Source organism: uncultured Clostridium sp. (genome assembly GCF_937920395.1).
Classification (GTDB): Bacteria; Bacillota; Clostridia; order Clostridiales; family Clostridiaceae; genus Clostridium_AD.
The window spans coordinates 1-26,929 of the sequence record NZ_CALEVF010000020.1 but is presented as its reverse complement, the minus strand read 5'-3'; the positions used below and the strand labels follow the sequence as shown (position 1 = coordinate 26,929).

The 26,929-nt window shown below is 30.5% G+C and carries 23 protein-coding genes; 13 read left to right on the top strand and 10 right to left on the bottom strand.

Annotated features, from left to right (window positions below):
• Positions 1–180 precede the first annotated feature (180 nt).
• The 4 genes from Q0649_RS01405 (at position 181) to Q0649_RS01390 (ending at position 2,433) form a co-directional block, all read left to right on the top strand.
• The gene (locus Q0649_RS01405) at positions 181–618 is read left to right on the top strand and encodes a universal stress protein (protein WP_298836483.1); all 438 of its coding nucleotides are present in this window, start codon (positions 181–183) and stop codon (positions 616–618) included.
• A gap of 274 nt (positions 619–892) precedes the next feature.
• The gene (locus Q0649_RS01400; RefSeq protein WP_298836481.1) at positions 893–1,606 is read left to right on the top strand and encodes a TVP38/TMEM64 family protein; all 714 of its coding nucleotides are present in this window, start codon (positions 893–895) and stop codon (positions 1,604–1,606) included.
• Between the two features lie 243 nt (positions 1,607–1,849).
• Positions 1,850–2,116, top strand: a complete 267-nt coding sequence (locus Q0649_RS01395; RefSeq protein WP_298836479.1) for a hypothetical protein — start codon at positions 1,850–1,852, stop codon at positions 2,114–2,116.
• A gap of 101 nt (positions 2,117–2,217) precedes the next feature.
• A complete protein-coding gene (locus Q0649_RS01390) occupies positions 2,218–2,433 on the top strand; it encodes a hypothetical protein (RefSeq protein WP_298836477.1) in 216 nt (71 codons plus the stop codon).
• Positions 2,434–2,554: 121 nt separating this feature from the next.
• Here Q0649_RS01390 and Q0649_RS01385 read toward each other — a convergent pair whose 3' ends face one another.
• From Q0649_RS01385 to Q0649_RS01360, 6 genes are all read right to left on the bottom strand, one after another.
• A complete protein-coding gene (locus Q0649_RS01385; RefSeq protein ID WP_298836475.1) occupies positions 2,555–2,734 on the bottom strand; it encodes a hypothetical protein in 180 nt (59 codons plus the stop codon).
• A 160-nt stretch (positions 2,735–2,894) separates the two neighbouring features.
• Positions 2,895–4,253 carry an MATE family efflux transporter gene (locus tag Q0649_RS01380; protein ID WP_298836473.1) on the bottom strand — a complete coding sequence of 453 codons (1,359 nt, stop codon included), beginning with the start codon at positions 4,251–4,253 and terminating at the stop codon, positions 2,895–2,897.
• A gap of 191 nt (positions 4,254–4,444) precedes the next feature.
• Positions 4,445–5,374: a glycyl-radical enzyme activating protein gene (locus Q0649_RS01375; RefSeq protein ID WP_298836471.1), complete on the bottom strand. Its 930-nt coding sequence runs from the start codon at positions 5,372–5,374 to the stop codon at positions 4,445–4,447.
• A gap of 16 nt (positions 5,375–5,390) precedes the next feature.
• Entirely contained in the window at positions 5,391–7,796 is a 2,406-nt protein-coding gene (locus Q0649_RS01370; protein ID WP_298836469.1) for a glycyl radical protein, read from the bottom strand.
• Positions 7,797–7,995: 199 nt separating this feature from the next.
• Positions 7,996–9,153 (bottom strand): iron-containing alcohol dehydrogenase, encoded by a 1,158-nt coding sequence (locus Q0649_RS01365; protein WP_298836467.1) that lies wholly within the window; start codon positions 9,151–9,153, stop codon positions 7,996–7,998.
• Between the two features lie 278 nt (positions 9,154–9,431).
• A complete protein-coding gene (locus Q0649_RS01360) occupies positions 9,432–10,481 on the bottom strand; it encodes a PocR ligand-binding domain-containing protein (RefSeq protein WP_298836465.1) in 1,050 nt (349 codons plus the stop codon).
• Between the two features lie 194 nt (positions 10,482–10,675).
• Between Q0649_RS01360 and Q0649_RS01355 the strand changes: the two genes are divergently transcribed.
• The 6 genes from Q0649_RS01355 to Q0649_RS01330 all read left to right on the top strand — a co-directional run bounded on the left by Q0649_RS01355 (position 10,676) and on the right by Q0649_RS01330 (position 18,745).
• Positions 10,676–10,912, top strand: coding sequence for a hypothetical protein (locus Q0649_RS01355; protein WP_298836463.1), 237 nt, complete (start codon positions 10,676–10,678; stop codon positions 10,910–10,912).
• Between the two features lie 450 nt (positions 10,913–11,362).
• A complete protein-coding gene (gene pfkB / locus Q0649_RS01350; RefSeq protein WP_298836461.1) occupies positions 11,363–12,277 on the top strand; it encodes a 1-phosphofructokinase in 915 nt (304 codons plus the stop codon).
• Positions 12,278–12,344: 67 nt separating this feature from the next.
• A complete protein-coding gene (locus Q0649_RS01345; protein ID WP_298836459.1) occupies positions 12,345–14,213 on the top strand; it encodes a PTS fructose transporter subunit IIABC in 1,869 nt (622 codons plus the stop codon).
• Positions 14,214–14,413: 200 nt separating this feature from the next.
• A complete protein-coding gene (locus Q0649_RS01340) occupies positions 14,414–15,337 on the top strand; it encodes an AEC family transporter (RefSeq protein ID WP_298836457.1) in 924 nt (307 codons plus the stop codon).
• A 138-nt stretch (positions 15,338–15,475) separates the two neighbouring features.
• On the top strand, positions 15,476–17,710 hold the full coding sequence (locus tag Q0649_RS01335; protein ID WP_298836455.1) for an alpha-galactosidase: 2,235 nt from the start codon (positions 15,476–15,478) through the stop codon (positions 17,708–17,710).
• Between the two features lie 30 nt (positions 17,711–17,740).
• Complete coding sequence (locus Q0649_RS01330; protein ID WP_298836453.1) at positions 17,741–18,745, top strand: LacI family DNA-binding transcriptional regulator; 1,005 nt, start codon at positions 17,741–17,743, stop codon at positions 18,743–18,745.
• A 118-nt stretch (positions 18,746–18,863) separates the two neighbouring features.
• Here Q0649_RS01330 and Q0649_RS01325 read toward each other — a convergent pair whose 3' ends face one another.
• The 3 genes from Q0649_RS01325 to Q0649_RS01315 form a co-directional block, all read right to left on the bottom strand.
• Positions 18,864–19,784 carry an MFS transporter gene (locus tag Q0649_RS01325; RefSeq protein ID WP_298836451.1) on the bottom strand — a complete coding sequence of 307 codons (921 nt, stop codon included), beginning with the start codon at positions 19,782–19,784 and terminating at the stop codon, positions 18,864–18,866.
• A gap of 317 nt (positions 19,785–20,101) precedes the next feature.
• Entirely contained in the window at positions 20,102–22,819 is a 2,718-nt protein-coding gene (pulA, locus tag Q0649_RS01320; protein ID WP_298836449.1) for a type I pullulanase, read from the bottom strand.
• A 221-nt stretch (positions 22,820–23,040) separates the two neighbouring features.
• Positions 23,041–23,907, bottom strand: coding sequence for a YitT family protein (locus tag Q0649_RS01315; RefSeq protein WP_298836447.1), 867 nt, complete (start codon positions 23,905–23,907; stop codon positions 23,041–23,043).
• A 297-nt stretch (positions 23,908–24,204) separates the two neighbouring features.
• Between Q0649_RS01315 and Q0649_RS01310 the strand changes: the two genes are divergently transcribed.
• The 3 genes from Q0649_RS01310 (at position 24,205) to Q0649_RS01300 (ending at position 26,559) form a co-directional block, all read left to right on the top strand.
• A complete protein-coding gene (locus Q0649_RS01310) occupies positions 24,205–24,759 on the top strand; it encodes a hypothetical protein (protein WP_298836445.1) in 555 nt (184 codons plus the stop codon).
• A 49-nt stretch (positions 24,760–24,808) separates the two neighbouring features.
• A complete protein-coding gene (locus Q0649_RS01305; protein ID WP_298836443.1) occupies positions 24,809–25,666 on the top strand; it encodes a cation diffusion facilitator family transporter in 858 nt (285 codons plus the stop codon).
• An 80-nt stretch (positions 25,667–25,746) separates the two neighbouring features.
• On the top strand, positions 25,747–26,559 hold the full coding sequence (locus Q0649_RS01300) for an alpha/beta fold hydrolase (RefSeq protein WP_298836441.1): 813 nt from the start codon (positions 25,747–25,749) through the stop codon (positions 26,557–26,559).
• Positions 26,560–26,615: 56 nt separating this feature from the next.
• On the opposite strand, the gene Q0649_RS01295 is transcribed toward Q0649_RS01300, so the two are convergent.
• Positions 26,616–26,819, bottom strand: a complete 204-nt coding sequence (locus Q0649_RS01295) for a hypothetical protein (protein ID WP_298836440.1) — start codon at positions 26,817–26,819, stop codon at positions 26,616–26,618.
• Positions 26,820–26,929: the final 110 nt, after the last annotated feature.

Genomic DNA, 26,929 nt, shown 5'->3' with positions numbered 1-26,929 from the left:
GACGCTCTTCCGATCTTTACATCTGCAAAACAAACACTTTAAAAACTAATATGACTCTTTTATTATTAATTTCCATACAAAGTATATAATGCCTTTTTTTATAAATATATCTAACTTTAGCGACATTTACCTATTTAAATGATATATTATATATATAGATAATTTAAGGAGGTCTTGTATATGGAAAAATTTAAAATATTAGTACCATTAGATGGCACTCAAAGAAGCATGCACTCGCTTGATTGGTTAAAAAGAATTTTTAGTAAGGCTGATGTTTCCATTACACTAATCAATGTAATGGAAACACTTTTAACCGATGAAATGATGAATCCACTCAATCCAATTATGGGTGCAAATCCAACCGGATTTGATTATTTAACAAAAGACAGCATATTGGTTTTAGATAAAGGAATGAAGGAACTAGAAGGTTACCAAGTTGATAAGATTTCAACTTTAGGAAACGCTGCAGATGAAATATTAAACACGGCTGAAAAAGATAATTTTGACCTAATAGTAATGACAAAGTGTAGCAAAAACGGTTTATATAGACTAATTGGTTCTGTAACAAGTAAGGTTGTTAGAAATGCTAAAGTATCAATAACAGTTATTCCTGATTAGACACCATTAATAGCAATTATATAGTAGTTTATTACATATATATAAGTTAAAATTAAGCTATTGAATACAACATACAGACAAATAACAACTGTCGTGAAATTAATATTGAACTAAACCGTTACTAGCGGCTTAGTTCAATTATATTTTTACGACATTTTACTTTTTTTATTGCCATTATATTTTTATTAGCTATCATAAGATTTTATAAAGTAATTAAATATAGTAACATTTTAAATTATTATATTTTAAAAATATAATATTGGAGGATATTTCGATGACCTTTAAGCGGTTAAGTAAAAAATATACTATTTATTTAATTTCATTATTTTTATTAATAACAGTTATTTTTATATTTAAAGTGGATTTTAAAAATATAATTAGTATTCTAAATAATGATTCTATAGAGCATATAATATCCTTAATTAGATCTTGGGGATGGGCTGCTCCATTATTAAGTATTCTCTTAATGATACTTCATTCTGTAGTATATCTTATTCCATCATTTTTGATAACTGGAGCAAATGGAACTATTTTTGGAATGTTTTGGGGAATAGTTATATCTTGGATTGGTGCCATGCTGGAAGGAACTACTTCTTTTTATCTAGCTAGATTTCTAGGAGAAGTATTTGTAAAAAAAATTATTCGTAGTAAGAATTTATGGAAAAAAGTTGATGAAATAAATAATAAACATGAATTCAAGGTTGTCTTGGTGGGTAGATTACTTCCTTTTGTTCCCCTTGATTTTCTAAGTTATTTAGCAGGTTTAAGTAATATGAAATTAATACCATTTTTAGTTTCTACGGGCATAGGTATTTTACCGGCCATTATTGGCTACGTATTTTTAGGTAACCAAATATCTAAATTAGGTTCCTACTCAAAGACAGAAACTATAATTGTTTTATTAGTAATAATAATTATAGCAATAATTTGTTTTATAAAAATCCTAATCAAAAAATCAAATAATAGATCTTTCTTAAATCACGAGTGATTTGTAATAAGTATAAAGTTATACAAAATATCCCATATTATGTCATATATTAAGGTAATAGTTCAAAAAAATTTTTTTTAATTTTAGAAGGAAAATAATTAAAAATGTAGAATAATGTGGAATATAGAATCTTATGACAAAACAAATTATTAAAAAATTGCTTATATGTTAAACGTATATAAAAGGATATTAACAAAATGGTATGAAAGGTAGTAATACCGCATTATGATTAAAAGGGGGGGTATGAATTTGACTTCACTTACAAGTGAATTCTCTAAAATTACGGATGGAAATAAAGGTAACTCCATATTTACCAATGAAATATCTAATGATATACAAAATAAACAAATTACATTAACAAGTGCAACTACAGTGATTTCAGATGCAATGGATAAGCTTTTACTTAAAATACTTAAGCAGTTAGGTAAAAAAGAAATAGATGGTGAAGTTATAACTGAATTAAAAAAAATAACAAGACAAATTGACCAAGACAAAGACAATAATAGATAATTAAACTGTCACATAATACTAATATCATTAGTAAAATTTATATTATATCAAATTCGGTTTTATCCTATAAATATAAACCTCAAAGAAAGGAGTTGATATATATGGACTTAAACAACATTTTATCTATAAGAGAAGTCACAATAGACGGATCTATTAATAATAATTCAGAAATTGGAACTTATATGGTCAATGAATTACTTAGTAGTGGATATAAACTTATAAATACATATATTACATGTTGTGATGAAAAATTATTTGCACAACAACAAACTATTCATTACGTTCTTGGTATTATTAACAGTAAAAAGAAAGATTAAGCATTAATCTTATAAAACCTTAAGGTTATTATTTTATTTAATAAATAAAATAATAACCTTGGGCTCCTATTTTAATACATGATTTCTTTAACCAAAATATTATGTTCAGACTTATGAAAAATTATCTTTCATAATCATCCATGTTACATTGTTCTATAATTTTAATTAAATCTTCTATTGGAATATTATATGTTTCTGATATAGTTACTGGGTTTTCCATATATAAAGAAAACTCTGGAATATTATATTTTTTTGATATTTTTATTACACATTCATTAGATAATTCAAAATAATTATTCATATAAAAAGCTCCTTATAACTATTATTCTTAGAATTCTCTAAAATATCTTGCTTTTTCTGATTCATAATTACTCAAATGCTTCAACATATAAATCCCCCATGATAATTACCTCAAACTATGTATATGCCTCAAAACTCTCCTTTATTCTTTTATTTTAAAATTATTTTTCGGTTACACAAGTAGGCTTCTTCAATCCATATAATTTTTTGTGGGTTATATAGTAAGCAATTCCTAGCGGCACACAAGAACCAATCCATGCAAGAGGACTTGCCATTGCTATACCTGTAAAACCTAAGTATTTTGATAAAACTATAGCTGCAAAGGTTCGCATAATTAGTTCCATAACTCCTGCTAAAGTAGGCGCAAGACTCTGTCCTAATCCTTGAAGACTAAATCTGTAAATAAAAAGTAATGCTAACACAAAATATAATGCTCCATTGATATTTAAATATGTTTGTGCAAGAGATACTACTTTTGGATGGTTGTCCCCTACAAAAAGCGATATCATAAAATGACCAGCTAAAATATTAAACAGACCAACAATAATGCTAAAACCTACTGATATGATACTACATTGCCTTATACCAATACGGATTCTTTCTATTTTCCCTGCACCATAGTTTTGGGCTACAAATGTGGCCATTGTAATACCAAATGACATCATAGGTTGAATAGCTAGTGTATCAATTTTTTGCGCAGCCGTGTATGCAGCTACGGATAGTTCACCTAAATTATTTAGTGCAAATTGGACAGTAATTGCACCGATTGCTATAATAGAAGCTTGAAATGCCATAGGAAGACCCATTCTTAAATGATTCCATATGATTTTTTTTGTTAAATGCCAATCACTCCTGTGTAGTTTTAAAATAGGTACATTTCTCATGATATGGCTAAAGCATAATATAGCAGAAATTCCTTGAGATATTGTGGTTGCCCATGCTGCACCTGAAACCCCCATGTTGAATTTTAAAATGAATACAAAATCTAAAACTATATTTATGATACTAGCAATAGCTAAAAATATTAACGGTGTTCTACTGTCTCCTAGTGCTCTCATAACATTAGAAAACAAGTTAAATAACATTGACACTATAATACCGCCGAAAATTATAATTATAAAATTATAAGCACCTTCTATTATTTCTGGTGGTGTATGCATTACATCTAAAATTGGTCGTGCAAATATAATGCTTATAATTGTAAGAATCATTGTGATTAATAAACTTAGCACAATACTTGCTACATAACTATGTCTTACCCCCTGTTTATCTCCAGCTCCAAAACAGGTAGCTGTGATTATGGAAAATCCAGCAGTTAATCCTTGTGAAAACCCAAGTATAAGAAACATAATGCTGGCAGTACAACCTACTGTTGCTAATGCATTAACTCCAAGTGTACGTCCTACAATCAGAGTATCTGCTAAGCTATAGAATTGTTGAAAAATATTACCTATAAGTAATGGTAGTGTGAAAACTAAAATAATTTTAGCTGGACTACCCTTTGTTAAGTCTCTTATCATAAATCATGCCCTCCATTAACCGACTAATATAATATATACCACATTATATCATGAATATTATATTAACTCTAAAAAATAGACCCTAATTACTGAAACAATATTGTTCAATAATTAGGGCTATAAATTAAATTGCTTTGTTAGCAGTTAACTCTTAAATTATAAGATTATAAGTAGATAGTGTTTATTCTTCTTTAGCCTCCAATAGTACATTCTAATCCATAGTCCTCTACTATTTTTTTAAAGTTATTCATAGTATCTTCATCTGGCGTTTTAATTTCCTGTCCCATTGTATAATCTAGCCCTAAGTTCTCATACTTATTAGCACCAAGCTTATGATATGGTAATAAATCTATGTGCTTTACTGCATTTAAACTTTTAGCAAACTTAGCAATATCAGATATACTGTTTTCATCACAATTAAATTGTGGAATAACAGGTACTCTTATAATAAGCTCTTTGCCTGTAGCCGCTATTTTTTTAGCATTTTTAACTATTATCTCATTACTTACATGAACATATTTTTTATGTTTTTCATCATTTAAGTGTTTTATATCTAAAAGCACTAAATCAACCCAAGGCATTATTTTATTAATTGTATCTTCACTAGCATAACCTGTAGTTTCTAATGCAGTATGCCATCCCATTGACTTGCAAGCTTTTAAAAGTTCAATTGCAAATTCTGGTTGCATAAGTAATTCTCCTCCAGATAATGTAACTCCACCTCCGGAACGTCTAAACTGAATAGTTTCTTTCTTTAGTTCAGCCATTACCTTTTCTACAGTAGTTTCTTCTCCAGATTTTACAAGACCTCCTGGATAACAATTATCAGCGCAAACTCCACAACTTGTGCATTTTTCTCTATCTATTCTTCCAGGTCTTAGCATATCAATTGCACCTACTGGGCAATTTTTTTCGCATTTCCCACATTCAATGCAATTTTTTTCATTAAACATAATTTGAACTAATGGATCTTGTGATTCTGGATTACTACACCAATCACATTTTAAAGGACATCCTTTAAAAAACACTATTGTTCTAATACCAGGTCCATCATGTATAGAAAAGCGTTGCATATTAAAAATTTTGCCTTCTTGCTTATAATTAATTCTTCTTATCGGCATCTGCTTTTCCTCCTTTTTAAAAAGTTTGTTCAGTTCTCTTTATAATATCATCTTGAATTGCTTTATCTAATGTTATAAATTGTGCACTGTAACCAGCAACACGTACTACTAAATCTCTATATTTACTTGGATCCTTTTGTGCTTCAACAAGCGTTTTCTTATCTATTATATTGAATTGTACATGCATTCCCTTTTGATCGAAAAAGCTTCTAACAAGTGATGCTAAATTATTTAATCCAGTACTTCCAGCAATTGAACCTGGATGGAATTTTTGATTTAATAAAGTACCATTAGATGCAATAAAATGATCTAATTTAGCTACTGAATTTATAGCAGCCGTTGGTCCATTACTATCAGCTCCTCTAACTGGAGACACACCATCAGCTAATGCTTCATGTGCTTTTCTACCATCTGGAGTTGCTCCAATAAGATCACCAAATAGGATGTTAATTGCTGCTGGATACAATCCCGCATGGAATCTTCCACCTCTTGGATTTTTATGTTTTTGAACTTCTTTACAGTAAATATATGCTCCTTGCCTTGCTAGTTCATCAACTTCATCAATATCATTACCAAACTTAGGAGCTCTATGAATTAACATTTGTCTTATATCCTCAAAGTCTAACTTTGAATTTGAATCTTCTTCACCAAAGTTAGTGTCTAAAGCTTCTTTTAATTCTTTTAAAGTTATCTTTTTATCATCAAATACAAGTTTTTTTATAGCTGCAAAAGAGTCGCCTACATTTGCAACACCAACACCTTGTGGTCCTGTAAAGTTATAATGTGCTCCACCTTCTTGAAGTGACATGCCGTCTGTTATACAGTCATCAACCATACAAGATAGGAATGGTAATGGAGCCCTCTGTGCATGAGCAAGATCAATAGAATTGTCTGCCACTGATAATTGATAAACAAAGTATTCCATTTGTTTTGTATAGGCTTCAATAATTTCTTCAATAGACTTAAACTCTGTAAATTCTCCAGTCTTAGGTCCTATTTGTTTTCCATTACTCATACCATTATTTATAGTGACTATTAATAGTCTTGCTAAATTAAAGAAACCTGAATCATGCCATCCTTCTGTTTTACCTGGTTTTTGAGGTTCAACGCAGCCTATAATTCCATATTCTCTAGCATCTTCAATTGTTAATCCATTACTAACTAATGCAGTAATTACAACTTCATCATTATAAAATGCTGGCATACCCGTACCTAATCTGCTTAACTCACAAGATCTTAATAGGAATTCATCTGGAGTTTTGTTCCATATTCTTACCGAGAATGAAGGTGCTGCTAATCTTACATGAGCTGTAGCATCTATGCACATGTATGATAAATCATTTGTAGCATCTTTGCCTTCTCTATCTTGTCCACCTACAATTAGGTTTTGAAACAATGGATATCCACCAAATGCCCTTGTTGATACTTCATCACGAACTTTGTTAATATCATTTAATTTAACCCATACACAATCAATAAGTTCTTGAATTTTATATATGTCAAAATTTCCTGAATTTAATTCTATTTCATAATATGGATACATGTATTGATCAAATCTTGTTGGAGAAATAGAATGTCCATTTGATTCTATATTTATAACTGCATGTACAAACCAAAATGATTGGCAAGCTTCATAAAAATTAGTTGCTCCATTTTCAGGTACTGTTTCACAGTTTTTAGCTATTTGTATTAATTCTTTAGCGCGCTTTTCATTAGATTCTTTTGAAGCCATTTCTCTAGCAAGTTTTGCATATCTATGTGCATAATTAATTACTGCTTTGCAAGAACCGATGATAGATTCCCAAAATAGTTTTTGCTTAATATACTGCGGATTTTCTTTATCAGCAGCAACCATTGCACATTCAACTTCTTCAATAATTCCTTTATATCCTTTAGCTAAAACCTTAGCGTAATCTACAGATACATGTCCTACACCATTAAGATAATAGTTTGCAACTGTGAATACATTTTCATTCATTGCCTCTATAGTTTCTGGATACATATATGAAGTAGCAAGTTCATTAGTGGTTTTACCTTCCCAATAATTAAATACTTCTGTAAGCTGCTTCTTTGCCTTTTCAGTAATTTGGAATGAATCACCTTTTCTCTTTCCTATTGTTTCAAATTCATCTTTAATCCACTTATTTGAGAACTCAGGAAAAATTTGAGCTGATCTTGCTTCCTTAGTCAAACTTCCAACTATTAGCTCCTCGTCTCTTATAATAATAGGAATTTCATTTAATATCTTTTCAAGTGCTCTAGCCCTACGAACTACTGCAGGTTGTCCTTCTGTTTCTTTAAATGATTCTGTTATTAATAACGCTCTGTCAACTTCAATACATGGTACCGCTAAAAGTATTTGTTCCTTTAATGCCTCTATCCTCTTTGTTGGTTTACTAAATCCATTTTGTAAAACATACATATTAAAACTTCCTCTCTTAAAATATTTTTTATAAATAACTTCTGTTTACAATTCATAAAACTTATATTTTATCCTATATTTTTAAATATAAGTTATTGTTAAATTTATAACTATCAAAGATATAAGTAATTTATAATATGTCCTCAATTATTACATCAAGGACATATTATAAGTGATTTAACTTATAGTTTCATTTTCATTAAAATGCTGATTTAAATAATTCAACAATATCTTTATTGTTTCCTTTTCTTGGGTTACTAAAGGCATTCCCATCTTTTAATGCCCATTCAGCCATATATTCGAGGTCTTCTTCTTTAACTCCTTGTGATCTTAGGTTAGCTGGAATTCCAACATCTTTTGCAAGTCTAAACATAGCATCGATAGATTTCTGTGCTGCATCTAGTACTGAAAGTCCTTGTATGTTTTCACCCATGAATTCTGCTATATCAGCAAATTTCTGTGGATTTGAAATAACATTCCATTTCTCAACGAATGGAAGTAATATAGCATTAGCTACACCATGAGGCATATCATAAAGTCCACCTAATTGGTGAGCCATTGCATGTACATAACCTAAGTTAGCATTATTAAATGCCATACCAGCAAGTAGTGAAGCATAACACATATTTTCTCTAGCTACTAAGTTTTCACCTAGTGCATAAGCTTGTCGTAAGTTGTTTGATATTAATTTAATAGCTTGGATAGCTGACGCATCTGTAACAGGATTAGCATCCTTTGAAACGTATGCTTCTATAGCATGAGTCAAAGCATCCATACCAGTTGCAGCTGTAAGTCCTGCAGGCATTCCAACCATTGTTAATGGGTCATTGATTGAAACTGATGGTAAGTTTCTCCAACTAACTATAACAAATTTAATATTAGTTTTAGTATTAGTAATAACGCAGTGACGAGTAACTTCACTACCTGTTCCAGCTGTGGTATTAACAGCAATAATTGGAGGAAGTGGATTTGCAAGAGTCTCTATACCTGCATAGTCAACTAATTCTCCTGGATGAGTTGCTAATATACCGATACTTTTACCGCAGTCATGTGAACTTCCGCCACCAACTGTAATAATCATGTCACATTTTTCATCCTTGAATACTTTTACACCTGCAATTGCGTTTCTATCCTTAGGATTTGGTTCAACATCATCATAGAATACAAAACTAATTCCTGCTGCCTTTAATGAAACTTCAACTTGTTCTACTGCTCCGCCCGGAAGACTACGAAGAAACTTATCAGTTACTATTAATGCTTTTTTTCCACCTAAAATTTTAGCTCTTTCGCCTACTACTTTTACGGCTCCTGCTCCCATAAAATTAACCGCTGGTACTAAGTAATCATACATTCTCATTAATTATTCCTCCTTGATTCTTTTAAGCATTGTAATTTATTTAATTGTAGCTTGAATATATTTATAAGGTGATATTAACATTTACTTCATTATGAATCAGTTCGTTATAAATTTAACTTACTAACTCTCTACCTAAAGTATAAGCCTGTCTAATTTAAATTTCATTAAAATAAATCGCATTCTCGTGGGAAATCTCTGCTTACTTTGTGTAAATTTCGACAGTAATTTCTTGCACTTAATGTTTTAAGTAAAAAAATAGCACTAGTTTTACCTAATTGCTATTTCCCTACATTATATTCATTTCTATAAACAGCTGGGGTTACCCCTTCAATTCTTTTAAATACTTTTATAAAATAACCACAATCCTCAAAACCTAAATCCAAAGCCAAATTGATTATTGGAACATCAGAGGCCTCAAGCAATTCTTTAGCTTTTTTAATCCTCACTTTATTTATATAATTCGAGAAATTATCCCCAATATTTTTCTTAAAAAGCTTACTAAAATAGCTAGGACTAACGTTACACAAAGATGCCATTTCATCAATGCTAATTGCGCAACTATAACTCTCTTGTATATAGTCTAATGCTGGCTTTAAAATAGCATTACATTTCTTCTTACATATTACATCGTTTTCATTTTTACTAACAGTTAAGTTAACATTGTTCTTTGAACTAACATTATCCTTTAAATTTTTTTCCAATGTTTCTACTTTGTTAGCCTCTTTTAATTCTAAATTTGCCACCTTAAAAGAATCAACCGTTAAAATTTTATCATTAAGTTTATTTGAATTTATTTTTAACAAAGCTTCTTCTACAATATAATTACTAATATGCAAAATCATGTTGGCAACAGATTTAACTTTGTCCAAAGTCATAATAGGTAACTTATCATATAAAACTTTAAGTTCGGTTTCTTTTTCTAATTCCATCTTAAAACACTTATTATTAACTATTTGTTCTAAATCTTCCTTTTCTTTATCTTTAACAATAACTTGTCCGGCCATTACCGCACCAAAGTATTGTCCATCCACTATAATAGGAATTGCCAAATCTAAGATGCCTTCATGACATATATATAGATATGGTTCTTGTAATCTAGCAGCTTCGAGTCCACCTCTAGAATCACATTTTTCACAAAGCTCACTTAATTCTAGATGCGACCTTATAAATTCACAAAATTCACTACACTTACTATGTGTAGTAACTCTTTTCCCTTTATAATCAACCGTAACCATAGCAATATCTGTTACCTCTGCTATATTATCCTGAATTTTTTGAAAATTATCCACATTAATAATATTATCTAGATGCAACAACCCATTCTGCAAATTTTTCCTCCATTCATCTATAAACGTATTATATTTAAATCATTCGTGCTTTTTTCATGAATACTTTTCTATATAAGTAATATTAACATCAAAAACAAAAAAATAGAAGCTAATTAAACACTTATGGTTAAGTGAGCTGTTATTTACTATATCGGGAGGATAACAGAAAATGATAGATATAAAAAACAAAAAGATTGGAACTAAAAAATTATTCGTTTAACACTCTACAAGTAGAAAGATTAACTGGTTGTACTGCAAATTTGAATTATCCGTCTTATAAGGTGTTAAATAGGTTAGTCTTTTACAAAACAAGTGAATGTATTAATTCATTTAGAAAACCCACAGAAGTAACTCCTATTGAGTTTATTGGCTCAATATTCTTATTAGAAAAAGATGAATGGATGAAAAAGGACTATTCTCACATTAAGTGAACTTAATCCAAAGCAATCACCCACCATATGCATTGAGAAAGCTTATGTTCCAATTCAGATTTAGTCTCACCATTTGTTGGCCAATGCCCTTGCTGAGCCATCGTAAGGCGGCCGACTAATCCTGCATCTGTAAGGAATGCTAACGCATCTTCCTCACATTAATTTTTAAACATATTATTATTATACCTTGTTTAACTAGACAACAGTCTGTCATATTTATAAAGAATCTAGAAAAACTTGCTTATATTATAAAAAAAGTAAATTCCAATTTATGTTTAAATATGATTAAAATTTAATAAAACGCAATAAAATACATTCGTTTGTATTCGTTTTCTAATGAAACGTAAAAAAATATGACCGAATATGATCATATCTGTTGTTTTAGAACTGATTATATATTATCATGTATATATGAACAGTAAAAATAAATACAAAAGGTAGTGACAAAATATGATATATACAGTAACTTTTAATCCAGCTATAGATTATGTTATAACCGTAGATGATTTTAAAGCAGGATTAATTAATAGAGTTGCCAGTGAAGAAAAATTTGCTGGTGGAAAAGGGATAAATGTATCAAGAGTTTTAAATAATGTAGGGATAAAAAGTAAGGCTTTAGGTTTTGTTGGAGGTTTTACTGGTAAATTTATTATTAATTCATTAGAGTCTCAAGGTGTTGAAACTGAATTTATTGAGATAAGCGGTGATACAAGAATAAACGTTAAACTCAAATCGAAAGAAGAGACGGAAATCAATGGAGCAGGTCCAGTTATAAAAGATGAGGACTTGAATAAGCTATTTAAAATAGTAGAAGGTTTAACTTCAAATGATTATCTGGTATTATCTGGAAATGTTCAGAATTCTGTTCCAAGAGACATATATGCCAGACTTCAAAAAAAGTGTGCTTCTAATAATGTAAAAGTTATAGTTGATACCACTGGTGATGCTTTAGTCGCTACTCTTTCGAATAAGCCATTTTTAATAAAACCTAATAATCATGAACTAGGTGAAATATTTAATAAAGAACTTACAGATACAGATGAAATTATTGAATATGCAAAAAAACTTATTGTTATGGGAGCACAAAATGTAATTATATCTATGGCTGAGCGTGGAGCTCTTCTAATTTGTAAAAGCGGAGTCTATTACGCAACACCAGCAAAAGGAAAAGTACAGAATTCAGTTGGTGCAGGAGATTCAGTTATTGCAGGATTTTTAGCTAAGTATTCAAGGTCAAAGGATTTAATTGAAGCATTTAGATGGGGTGCTACAGCTGGAAGTGCTACAGCATTTTCAAAGGATTTATGTAAAAAAGAAGATATTGAGCATTATTTAGCGCAGGTAATTGTAAATAAATTAGATTAATATCTAGTTATTAATTGGCCTACTTATATAAACTAACTAACATTGTATTTATCACAGGAGGAATAAGATGAAAATAACAGAACTACTAAAGAAAAATACTATTATCCTAGATTTAAAATCTAATAGTAAAGCAGAGGTAATTGATGAATTAGTAAATAAACTTGATAGTGCAGGAATGTTAAATGACAAGGAAGAATATAAGAAAGCAATTTTAAAAAGAGAAGCAGACTTCTCAACTGGAATTGGAGAAGGTATAGCTATTCCTCATGCAAAGGTTGCAGCAGTAAAAACTCCAGCATTAGCTTTTGGACGTTCTACAGCTGGAATTGATTTTGATTCATTAGATGATGCTCCTGCAAATATATTTTTTATGATTGCAGCGACCGAGGGTGCTAATAATACACATTTAGAAACACTTTCGAGATTATCTACTCTTCTTATGAATGAAGATTTCAAACAGAAACTTCTCATTGTTAAAACACCTGAGGAAGTTTTAAGTTTAATTGATAATCAAGAAGCAGAAAAATTAAAAGAAGAAAGTATCGAAGAAGAAGAAATAGTAGAGAAAAAAGATTCAAAAGGTTTAGTTTTAGCAGTAACTGCATGTCCTACAGGTATAGCACATACTTATATGGCAGCAGATGCATTAAAGAATAAAGCTAAAGAAATGGGCGTCGACATAAAGGTTGAAACCAATGGCGCTACAGGAGTTAAAAACAGATTAACAGATGATGAAATAGAAAGGGCCTCAGGTATTATAGTTGCTGCTGATAAACAAGTTGAAATGGAAAGATTTAATGGTAAAAAAGTAGTTATAGTTCCTGTGGTACAAGGAATAAAAAAACCAGAAGAACTTATAAACCAAGCATTAAATGGTGAAGCACCTATTTATAACCACACTGGTGGTAGTAAATCTACTACAACAAGCGAAAGAACTGGATTTTATAAACATCTTATGAGTGGTATTTCAAATATGCTTCCTTTCATTGTTGGTGGAGGAATATTAATAGCTTTATCATTTATATTCGAAAAAAGTTCAAATCCAACCTTGTTACATTTGTCTAAACTTCTTTCAGTAGTTGGTGGCGAGAATGCTTTCGCGCTTATGATACCAGTACTTGCTGGTTTTATAGGTATGAGTATTGCAGACAGACCAGGTTTTGCTCCTGCAATGGTAGGTGGATTTTTAGCATATCAAAGTAACGCAGGATTTCTTGGTGGAATTATTGCAGGATTTCTTGGTGGTTATGTAGTACTACTTCTTAAGAAGGCTTTTGCAAAATTACCAGCAGCCCTTGAGAGCATAAAACCGGTGCTTATATATCCACTTCTAGGTATTTTTATTACCGGTGCTATAATGTACATTTGTATAGATGGACCAGTTCTTCAAATTAACCTTTTTCTTCAACATTGGTTAGGTGGAATGGGCACAGGAAACAAAGTGCTACTAGGTATTATATTGGGTGGAATGATGGCAATTGATATGGGCGGACCAATAAACAAGGCTGCCTTTGCATTTGGAATTGCTATGATAAGTTCAAAAAATTACTTTCCACAGGCAGCTGTAATGGCTGGTGGTATGTCTGCACCTCTAGGCATTGCACTCGCTACTTCATTCTTTAAAAATAGATTTACTAAAGAGGAAAGAGAAACTGGTCTTAGTTGTTATGTAATGGGTGCTTGCTTTGTAACAGAAGGAGCAATACCCTTTGCAGCAGCAGATCCAGTAAGAGTAATACCAGCAGCGGCAATAGGATCTGCCGTAGCCGGTGGACTTTCATTGTTTTTTAATATAGGAATGCCAGTTCCACATGGTGGTATATTTGTAGTTGCTTTAGCTAAAGGAAGTCCATTACTTTATATACTATCGATTTTGATAGGAGCTTTCGTAACTTGCATAATCCTTGGAATTTTAAAAAAGCCAAAAGATATTTAAAATAGTTAAATCATCTCCTGCTTCATTGCAGGTTAAATACTAATAAGCCCCTTAACATTTTATTTCAATCTCAACTCAAGTAGTTAATATTGAAATACGATGATTAGGGGTATATCTTTATTTAAAAAAATCTTGTTTCTAAAGGGTAAGCTGTATTTACCCTTTATTTATTTTAAATCAAAATCTTTGGAGGTAATATTTTGAATATCAATGTAATGAATCAAGTAATTATATTAACCCTTATGATGATGGTTGGAGTTATATTAAGAAAAACAAAAGCAATTACAGATGAAGTTAATAAAGGCTTTTCAAACATTTTAATTAATGTAACAATGCCTTGCATGATTATATACTCTTTTAATTTTAAATTTTCAATGGATATGCTAAAAAGTGCCAGCCTGATACTTTTATATTCTATTGTGATACACATTGTTTTAATAATCCTAAGTAAATTGTTATATTCTAAATTTGAAAGTTCTAAAAAGAATGTATTTATATTTGCAACCGTATTTTCTAATTGTGGATTTGTAGGATATCCTGTAATTCAAGGTATCTTTGGGAATATAGGCGTGTTTTATACATCCATTTATACAATTCCTTTTAATATTTTTATGTGGTCCTATGGTGTTATTCTTTTTACGGGCAAAAGTGACTTAAAGAGTATAAAAAAGAATCTTATAAATATACCTCTTATATCTATTCTTTTAGGAATTATAATATTTCTTTTTTCTATAAAGCTTCCATCACCATTACTTAAGACATTAGGTAGCATAGGCAATATGACGACTCCCCTTTCAATGTTTATAGTAGGAAGTATGCTTGCAGATGTTAAATTAAAAGATGTGTTTAAGGGCCTAGATATCTATTATGTGAATTTTATTAAACTTATAATTGCTCCACTTCTAACTTATTTTATACTTACCCTTTTAGGTGCTAATAAAACTCTTCTTTACATATGTGTAATTTTAGTAGCCATGCCAACTGCAAGTTTAATAGCAGTTTTAGCAGAAAAATATAATGGAGATAAAGTAACTGCCTCAAAATGTGCTTTTTTAACTACAATTTTATCTATAATCACGATACCACTTATTATGTCGATAATAGACTTGCTTAATAGATTATAAAATTAATATATCATTAAAAGTTTAGTAAATATTTCACCATTATTAGTTGACTATTTACTAAATATTAGATACAATAAATCAATAAAGAAAAAGTAAACGTATTCAAATGTTAACTATAAAAGAAAGAAGGGATCTTTAATGTCTATAATATTTAATGAAAAAACTAAGGAGTTTCATCTGTTTAATAAGGAAATCAGCTATATTTTTAATATTATGCCAAATTCCCAATTAGGTCATTTATATTTTGGAAAAAACGTTAAACATAGAAATTCTTTTGAACATCTTTTTCAAGTTGAAGCTAGAGCATTAACAGCCTGTGTTTTTGAAGGAGACCTAACTTTTTCACTAGAGCATGTTAAGCAAGAATATCCGTCCTATGGAACAACAGATTTTAGAGAACCAGCCTTTGAGATTCTTCAGAAAAATGGAAGCAGAATTACGGATTTCAAATATAGATCTAACCATATTTTTAAAGGTAAAAAGAAATTAAAGGGACTTCCAGCCACTTACGTTGAAAGCGAGGATGAAGCAACCACCTTAGAAATAATACTTTATGACGATTTAATAAATGTAGAATTAACTTTAAGTTATACTATTTTTGAAGATCATCCTATAATAACAAGAAGTGCAGGTTATAAAAACTGTGGATCTGATGAACTTTATATTACAGGATGTATGAGCTCAAGCCTCGACTTACCTAGTGATGAATATGAAATGGTTCAACTGTCTGGTGCTTGGAGCCGTGAACGATATATAAAAACAAGAAAGCTTCAACCTGGTATTCAATCTATTTATAGTGCCAGAGGTGCAAGTAGTGCTAATCATAATCCTTTTATTGCTTTAAAATCTCTAAATGCGGATGAATTTCAGGGTGAAGTTTACGGATTCAGCTTAGTATATAGTGGAAATTTCAAGGCACAGATAGAAGTGGATGCATATTCAGTTTCAAGAGTTACTATTGGAATTAATCCATTTGGTTTTCAGTGGAAATTAGATAAAGATGAAGAATTTCAAACTCCTGAAGCGGTACTCGTTTACTCTAATAAAGGTTTAAATTATATGAGTCAGACCTATCATGTTTTGTACAGAACAAGGCTTGCTAGAGGACAGTGGAGAGATAAGGTAAGACCCATTTTGGTGAATAACTGGGAAGCAACTTACTTTGATTTTAATGAAGATAAAATATTAAGTATAGCAACTACTGGAAAACAATTAGGAATGGAACTATTTGTATTAGATGACGGTTGGTTTGGAAAGAGAAATGACGATACCACTTCACTTGGTGATTGGTTTGTGGATAAAAATAAACTTCCTAATGGAATTTCGAATTTAGCTTTAGAGATTGAAAAGATAGGATTAAAATTTGGTCTTTGGTTTGAACCTGAGATGGTTAGCAAGGCTTCTAAGCTATATGAAAATCATCCCGATTGGATAATAAGTACACCTAATAGAAGAGTATCACATGGAAGAAATCAGCTTGTATTGGACTTTTCTAGAACCGATGTAGTAGACTATATCTATGACAAAATGAGTGAAATATTAAGTAATGCTTCTATTTCATATGTAAAGTGGGATATGAATCGTAATATAACTGAGGCATTTTCTTCAAAACTTCCAGCTGGTAGGCAAGGTGAAGTTATGCATAGATATATTTTAGGGGTATATGATCTTTATGAAAGATTAATTAGTAAATTTCCACATATTCTTTTTGAATCATGTGCTAGTGGAGGTGGAAGGTTTGATGCTGGAATGTTATATTATGCACCTCAAGCTTGGACTAGCGATGATACCGATGCTGTTGAAAGATTAAAGATACAATATGGGACATCAATAGTTTATCCCATAAGTTGTATGGGAGCACATGTGTCAGCTGTTCCAAATCACCAGGCTAAAAGAATTACAAGTATTGATACACGTGGTAATGTAGCCTATTTTGGGGCTTTAGGATATGAATTAGACTTAAATAAACTAAGTAACAATGATAAAGAAAAAATTAAAGAACAAATAATATTCTATAAGAAATATAGAGAAATTATTCAAAAGGGTATTTTTTATAGAATTAGTAGTCCCTTCGACAATGATATTAATTATATTTCATGGATGATAGTTTCAGAAGATAAAAATACTGCAATAGTCGGCCGATATAGAATTTTGAATAAACCAAATCCAGGTTATGAAAGATTAAGACTAGTTGGACTTGATAATGATAAAAAATATAATATAAATTCAACTGGATCTAAATATTTCGGAGATGAACTTATGAATATTGGGTTAATTGTTAATGATAATTTTACAGGCTATGATGCAAATTTTAATGAGCTTGAAAATGGTGATTATAATTCAGAAATTTTTGTTTTAAGTGTAGATAATTAACATAGTTAGATGGATGAGGAGAGGATTTAAGTGGCAACAATAAAGGAAATAGCCTTAAAGGCTGGAGTATCTTCATCTACAGTATCAAGAGTACTTAATTTTGATGATTCAATTAATGTGTTAGAAAAAACTAAAAATAAAATATTTGAAGTAGCTGAAGATTTAAATTATATAACTGTTAAAAAAAGAAAAAAGAAAAATAATAATTATACTATTGGATTGATACAGTGGTTCACAGATAAAGAGGAGATAAATGATCAATATTATTTATCTATTAGAAATGGTATAGAAAGAAAATGTGCTAATAACCTTATTAGAGTTGAAAGACTATTTACTGAAGTAGAATATGATAAATTGGACTACATTGATGGAGTTATTGCAATTGGCACCTATTCTGAAAGTGAAATAAAAAAAATTAAAAAGTTTTCAAGTAAAATTGTTTTTGTGGACTCCTCTCCTAATGAAAATTTGTATGATTCAGTAGTTATTGATTTTGAAAAAGCTGTTGTGAATGTATTAGACTATATGGTAGAACTTGGGCACCATAATATTGGATATATAGGCGGGGATGAATTAATTAAAACAGGCAAAGAAAAAGTAAAAAAAGGCGGAGGCATCCGCCTTGACACTTTTACGAAATACATGAAGAATAAGGAATTATTTAATCCAGAATTGATTAAGATCGGTGAGTTTTCTTCTGAATATGGTTACAATGTTATGAAAAATATACTACTAAGCAATAACATTCCTACAGCAATTTTTGCTGGTAGTGATGCTATTGCTATTGGTGCTTATAAAGCAATAATTGAAAATAAGCTTTCTGTTGGAAAAGATATTAGTATTGTGAGTTTTGATGATATTGAAATTGCACAGTTTATGGTACCAGCTATGACCACCGTAAAAGTATATTCTGAATTTATAGGTGAGTCAGCAGTTGATTTATTATTAGAACAGTTTGTAAAAGTAAGAATTATAAATAAAAAAGTTGTTATTCCTACTAAGCTAATGATTAGGGATAGTTGTGGAAATATATGATTTTTTTTTTTAAAATACTTATACAAAAGTTGTTACTTCTACAACTTCTGTATAAGTTTTCTTTTTCCTTTACTGGATAGTCTAAATAAACAGATTAAAATTATGGTTATTATTCCACTTAATATAAAAGCTCCACCAGCACCAAAGTCTTAATTTTAGGTCCTGTTTTACTTCTTATCGAAACCATTATTGCTCCTGTAAGTGACCCTATACCTAATGCCGCCATTAATAAGCCATATGTTTTTTCACCTTGGTGAAGCACATCTTTAGTAAATACGGGGATTAAAACATTATAATTAAATACAAATATACCAACAATTAATACCATCAATAATGGTTCTAAAAGTGAAGGATCATGTGCAATATATATCAATCCATCTTTAATTTCTTTGAGCATATTACTATTTAGAACTTTTTTTCTTACATATGGCTTAACATCTAATTTAAGTAAGCTAAAAATAACTGCCATAAAACTAAACCCGTTTATCAAAAAACACCAACCTGCTCCAAAAAACGCCATAAAAACTGCACCTATTGCTGGTCCAACTATTCTTGCTAAATTGAATGTTGCAGAATTCAAAGCAATCGCATTCATTAGGTCCTCCTTTCCTGCCATTTCCACGGTAAATGCCTGTCTTGCAGGCATATCAAGAGTATTAGAAAAACCTAATATCAATGCTAAAGTAAGTAAATATTCATATTTAACCTTATGTGTAAATACCAAAGCTGCTAATATAAATGCCAAAATCATTGAAATAGTTTGAGTCATGATTAATATATTTTTCTTGGGATATTTATCAATAAAAATACCTGCAAAAAGTGAAAAGATTGTGATGGGTAAAAATTGAATAGTTCCTAATAATCCTAAAAGAAACGGTGATCCAGTTAAAGTAAGTACAAGCCATGATTGCCCGGTATTTTGCACCCAGGTCCCTATCAATGAAACACACTGACCTAACCAATAATATCTGAAATTTTTATGTGTTAATGCATGAAAATTATTTCTAAGCATATTTTTAGAATTTATATATATATTCATTATTCGCCTTCTTCACTCTTTTTTCCAAACTTATGACTCACATAAATTGTATTTTTTATTATTTAATTAATATATATTATAACATTTTTTTATTAAGTTATCATAATGCAAATTGGCGATTTCATCTTCATAAGCAATATTATGGGTACGACACCTTATTAAATATGTAAATAAATATGAAGAGTAGTAGGAATATATTTCCTACTACTCTTTCAATAACTTCAACCATGTATTTTAACTAACAATCAATATTATAACAAGTTAGTATCATTTTAATATAATATATAGCATTGAATCAAATCTATATACCTTCCTTTTTATTTTGAACATATTCCTAAATTACTTCTGTTATAGCTTGCAGAGTCAGCTAAAACCATGGAACTTCTTGCTGGAACAACAACTGTGTTTCCAGAAACTGTTGCTAGAGCATTTATTCCTGCTTTTTCTCCAGAAGCGACCTCTTTCCAACCATAAGCTGGGAGGGTAACTGTTTCAGATTCTGCATTTGCATTAATAATTATAGCTATATTTTTCCATGAATCACCATTAGCATTATTGGAAATAGTGTACCCAATTGTGTTATCATTAGTATTAAAGAATTTAAGATTTTTCTGGATTTCAGTTGTAGTTGCCATTCTAAAGGCTGGGTGAGCTTTTCTAAGCTTAATTAGCCCTTCAGAGTAGCTAACAACATTTTTATAAGTACTTTTTCTACTCCAGTCAATTGCATTTACTGAGTCAGGAGAATTATAGCTGTTTGAAACGTAGCCACCGTTACCGTCTGGTTTTGTTCCAAGCATTTCTTGTCCATTTTGAAGGAAAGGAATACCCTGAGAAGTTAATACAATAAATGTAGATTGCTCATCCATCTTTATCTTATCAGCCTCAATGGTAGTAGGTTGAGCTAAATTTATTAAATCCCAAAGTGTATTATTGTCATGACAAGATGCATAGTTTACAGTTTGAGTAGGTTCCTTTGCCCAAGGTAGTGATGCATAAGGTGTTGAACTATAATTAATACTGTCATGCTGAGTTGAGGCAACTATACCAAATTTTATTTGCTCTTTTAAATTTGCCATAGTATATGGTTTTCCCTTAGAATCTAACCATTTACCATTGTAATCTACAAATCCACCAGTAGCTGGACTGAATACAGTACCTCTTATTCCGTCTCTCATATCGTCGCTAAATGAAGCAATATTATCATTTAACTTACTTTCATTTGTTTTAGTAGCTTTCTGATCATCAGATATTGTTACTTCATTACCAAGATTCCAGCCTTCACCATACATTAATATATGGTGATTAATTTTGTTTAAGTCTGCTCTCACATTATTCATAGTATCAATATCATGCAATCCCATAAGGTCAAATCTAAAACCATCTATATGATATTCTTTTGCCCAATAAGTTGTTGCATCAATCATATACTTACTAAACATTGAACGTTCAGACGCTGTATCATTTCCACAGCCTGAATTATTTATCATAGATCCATCTGCATTTTCACGATAGTAGTAATCCGGTACGGTTCTATTAAAACAAGATTGAGTATAATCAGCAGTATGATTGAAAACGCTATCCATAATTACTCCTATTCCAGCTTTATGTAAATCCTGGATCATCTTCTTCATTTCATCTATTCTTATATTACCTAAAGTTGGATCAGTTGAATAACTTCCTTCAAGAGACATAAAGTTTTTAGGGTCGTATCCCCAATTATAGTTATTTAAATATAATTTATTTTCATCTATGCTAGAGAAATCAAAGAATGGAAGGATATGAACTTCATTTACACCAAGCTCTTTAAGGTGTTCTATACCTGTAGCTTGACCTTCATTACTCTTTGTTCCAGTTTCAGTAAGACCAAGAAATTTACCTTTAAGTTTTATACCTGAATCTGCTGATTCTGTAATATCTCTAATATTAACTTCGTATATTATAGCATCTGTTTGATTTTTAATTACTGGGCCTTTATCTTTTGACCAATTTGTAGGATTAGTCTTACTAAGGTCAACTACCATACTCCTATCACCATTTACACCAACAGCTTTTGAATATACATCTTGAGTTTCATTGGTAGTACCATTAACAGTAATAGAATAAGTATAATACTCGCCAGCTAAATCACCAAATTGCTTAATACTCCAAACTCCTTTATTACCTTTTTTCATTGTAATGGTTTTAGTTGGGCTACCTCCACTACCTGCTGAGTAAAGATTTAAAGATACACTTTCAGCAGTCGGTGTCCAAACTTTGAATGTTGTTTTGTTTTTTGAATAAATAGCACCTAGATCATCACCATTATAATTATATATTTTTTTAAAAGTATTTGTACTGAAAATTTGTCCTAATTTTACATCTACTGATCTAAACCCAGTAATGAAAACAGTATATTTTTTATTTATATCTAAGTTATTTTTAGTTGTTATAGTTCCACTTTTCTTATCAGTTGAAAAGGTAACGTTTGCATCAACTTGATTAGTGCCTTGCATTAATTTTACGTTGCTCTCATTTACAGTTATAGGAGTAATAGCTGAAAAGCTAATAGTATGATAAGTATCCATCCTTGCTGCAGTTATTGATGGAGATTTGTCTACATCAGCAGCAGAATAATACAACTTAGCATCTCCTTGAAGCACGTAAACATCTAAATTACCTGTACTGTCTGCATGAGATAAATCAATATACCGATTGGCAGAAATGTCTTTATCTGACCAATCTGACTTTCTAATTATTATACCTATACTATTTTTGCCTCCAGTGTCAAAAGTAGTAGAAGCTACTTTGCCGTATGTATCTGCAGCAGTAAACTCAGCAGTGGAACTAATTCCATCAGTTCCATCAGTTGTGCTGTGCTGCCATAGATAAACATCCCAAGGACTGTAATCATCTGCATACCTGTAATAATGGATTTTTAAGTTGGTACTTGTACTAGTTGTAATACCTTCTACGGGTATTTTAACCATAATTAGTGATATCATCATTGCAAAAGCAACAAATATGGATAAAAAACTGTACAATTTGTTTTTCATAATATTCCCCCTCGTATTAATTAAATAACAAAAGATAACGTTTGCACAAATACATATTATTACTATAATTCAAATCATTACTACGTTTCTTATTATATGCTGTTTGCTTTTTTATTACAATATGTATTTTTAGCATTAAAGGGATGAGTCAAAAATTAACATAATAAAAAAATAGAATCAACAGATAAATATTTACCCATCAACTCTATTTTAATAATAACTTACAGGACTGATTTTTTGAATCCTCCACCATTTATTTCCGATATATTTGATATTGTAATAAATGCTGAACTATCTATATCTTGAATAATCATTTTAGCTTTAGCTATTTGGGTTAAAGTAATATACATATTTATTATTCTTCTTTTTTCTCCGGTGTACGCTCCTTCTGCATTTATAAGAGTTACCCCTCTACCAAGCGCAGTCATTAACGCTTTGGATACCTCTACTTCTTTATCTGTTATTATCCAAAGTAATTTTTTATGATCTAATCCATCTATCATCTTTTGTATAACAACTGTAGATATATACATACTAATTAACGTATATATAATGAGTTCTAATCCAGCCCCCATAACTAATACACCCACTCCAATAATAACTACATTAATGCCCATAGAAAGCAACGCTATTTCTTGCCCAGTTCTCCTTTTCAGGATTGTTGCAATAATATCCGTTCCACCTTGCGACGCCCTACTTCTAAATGCAAAGCCACAACCAATACCGTTCAGAACTCCACCAGCTATGCAAGAAAGCATAATATCGTGAATCTGAATATATGGAATTATTGGAGTTGTGACACTTAAAAATACTGACACTGCTACTGTACCTAGCAAGCTATAAATTATAAAATCCTTATCTATTTCTTTTATTCCAACAATAAAAATGGGAATATTTAATAGAAGCAATACTGCTCCAAGAGGAGTATTAATACAATACCTTAATACAAGTGCAATACCAGTAATTCCTGCAGACAACAAATTATGTGGCACTAAAAAACAATTAACTGATATAGCAGAAATAAAAGATCCAAATATAATCACCAAAATTCTTATTACAAATGCTTCTTTCTCTTTTAACTTTTGCACAAAATCACCCCGCTATTTTTAAGATATATTCCATTTTAAATTTATATTCCATTTTAAATTTATTAATTTAAAGAATCTATTTCTATCTTACCATATAAATGTAAATACAATATTAAGAATAACTATTACTGCTATTTTATATATTGAGTATACATAATGTAACACTCTTTTAATTTCAACATATTATGTAGAAGGTTTCAATACCTAAGTAAAAACATTACAATTACTAATAATTATGCTAGTCTATTCTATTTTATTTCTTATACCAAACTTTTATAATAGAGGAGTGTTTATAATATGGAAACATACGATAACCATGACAAATTGAAGCTAATAAAGCATTTTTTAATTTTTAACATGTTACAACAACCATCTTATTATATAAATATTAATAAAACAGATAAAAAAAGTACAGAATTTATACCAAAAGTTCCGCAATCAATTATTGAAAATGATTCAGAATTTTCGATTCCCGTTTGTGATAAATTAACTATGGCTAAATTTCTCGTTATTTTAAAACTCTTACAAGAACCATATCATAATAAAAATATGAATAAAACATTTGAAAATAGCCCAATAAGTATTAATAATGAAAATAAAGCAACACCAAATAATTTAAGTCTGTCTAAGAATTCAATAAATAAACCAAATTCAAAATTTATGTTTTTTATTAGGCAAGTAACTTTTAACAGCAATTCACAATCTATAAAAAGAAAAGGTGAAATTAATACTGAAGATAATGTTTATGAAACTTATGAAAATGAACCTTCTGATTACTTAGAAAACTCAGTATCACCTCCACCCATTATAATAGAAGAAAAAGATATAGAAACAGTTATTGACAATGAATAATATTATTCTTAATTATCAATTGAAATTATTTTGAAAGGACTGAATAAAAATGAATAAGCAAAAAGCCGCAGCATTGTCTATATTTTCTAATACTGCGTTAATATTTTTTAAAGTGATAGTTGGAGTATTAATGGGTTCAGTTAGTGTTATTTCCGAAGCAATCCATTCTTCTATAGATCTTTTAGCGAGCCTTATTGCTTTTGTCTCCATTAAGATAGCATCAAAAGCCGAGGATGATGGTCATCCCTTTGGGCATGGCAAGTATGAAAATGTGTCCGGCTTCGTAGAAGCTATATTAATATTACTCGCTGCCGCACTTATTATCTTCCAGGCCATAAAAAGAATTTTTGAAGGTGGAACTGTTGATAATGTAGGAGCAGGCATATTAGTAATGTTACTCGCTGCTGTAGTTAACTTTTTCATTTCAATGATCCTATTAAAAACAGCAAAAAAAACAGATTCTATTGCCCTAGAGGCTGATGGAATGCATCTTCTAACAGATGTATACACCTCTATTGGAGTATTTCTTGGGCTTGTATTATTAAAAATAACAAATATACCAATTATAGATCCACTTACCGCTATATTTGTTGCACTCCTAATAATTAAGACCTCTATAGATTTAATCAAAAAGTCTTTAAATGATTTAGTAGATTCTAAACTTCCTGATGACGATATTTTAAAAATATTAAACATACTTGACTCTCATCAAGAAATTACTAAATATCATGACTTAAAAACTAGGAAAAGTGGTCCCTCGCGAGAAATTAATGTTAACTTGCATGTTGTGGAAAATACCTCACTAGTCGATGCCCATAACCTCTCTGATAAAGTTGAAGAAGAAATAAAAGACATTTTCCCTGGAGGGTCCTATGTATTGATTCATATAGAACCAGAAAACTCATAATAAAAATATCAAATAAACTCACATATCTACCCTTAAAAGAATATCTTGATAAGAAATAAATTATTAATGGAGGTATTTACTTGGGGTATTATATCAAAGTAGAAAACAACGTAAAAATTTATGTAGAGGATCTTAACCCAGAAGGCAAGAAGACAATCTTGTTTCTTCATGGTTGGCCTGGTAGTCATAAATTGTTTGAATATCAATTCGATCAACTTCCTAAATTTGGATACAGATGTATAGGTATAGACACAAGAGGATTTGGTGAATCAGATAAGCCACTGGCAGGGTATGACTACAATCGATTGTCAGATGATGTTAAAATGGTAGTAGCTGCCCTTAATTTAAAGAATTTCACACTTGCAGGACACTCCACAGGAGGAGCTATTGCTATCAGATATATGGCTAGGCATAGTGAATATGGGGTATCTAAACTTGTTCTTATTGATGCGGCTGCTCCTTATCTTATACAAACTCCGACTAATCCTTATGGGGTACCAAAAGAAGTCATTGATAATATAATCCAGGGAACATATAATGATCGCCCTAACATGCTACGAGATTTTGGCAATATTTTTTTCTTTCAGCATATAACAGGAGCCTTCTCTGACTGGTTCTTTCAATTGGGACTTGCGGCAGCTGGATGGGCAACTGCGGCTATTTCGAAAACTTGGATAAAGGAAGATTTATCTTCTGATTTAAGGAAAATAAATGCTCCTACTTTAATTATTCATGGTATACAAGACAAAGTTGTTCCTTTTAAGCTTGGTGAGTTACTAAACCAAGGTATTAAGAATTCGGAACTTATACCATTTGAATTTAGTGGTCATGCTACCTTCTATGATGAACGTGACAAATTCAACAAAGAATTGGTTAATTTCATAGAAGAATAAAATTTTATTTTTCATTAAAGGTACCGTAATATCAGAACTGCGTTTACGGTACCTTTTTAGATATCTCTTTTATTTATTTTAGCTTCTAATAATCTAATTGCTCTTACTGTATGAGGAATTCCTTGTTGGTGAAAGAAATCCATATAATTATTCTCTTTTGCATAACAATTAGCAGCTGATTGATATTTTTTCAATCTTTTTTTTAATGTATGTAAATCAATTTTATCTGAGATTTCATTCGTAAATTCTTTCCATTTCATTTTATTCCTCCTTTATTTATCATTTATCCAATAATAGTTTTTTCTCTATTCATTCTAATCGAGTAGGAGCTAAATAATTAGTTTATTTAGCGACCTCTCACACCACCGTG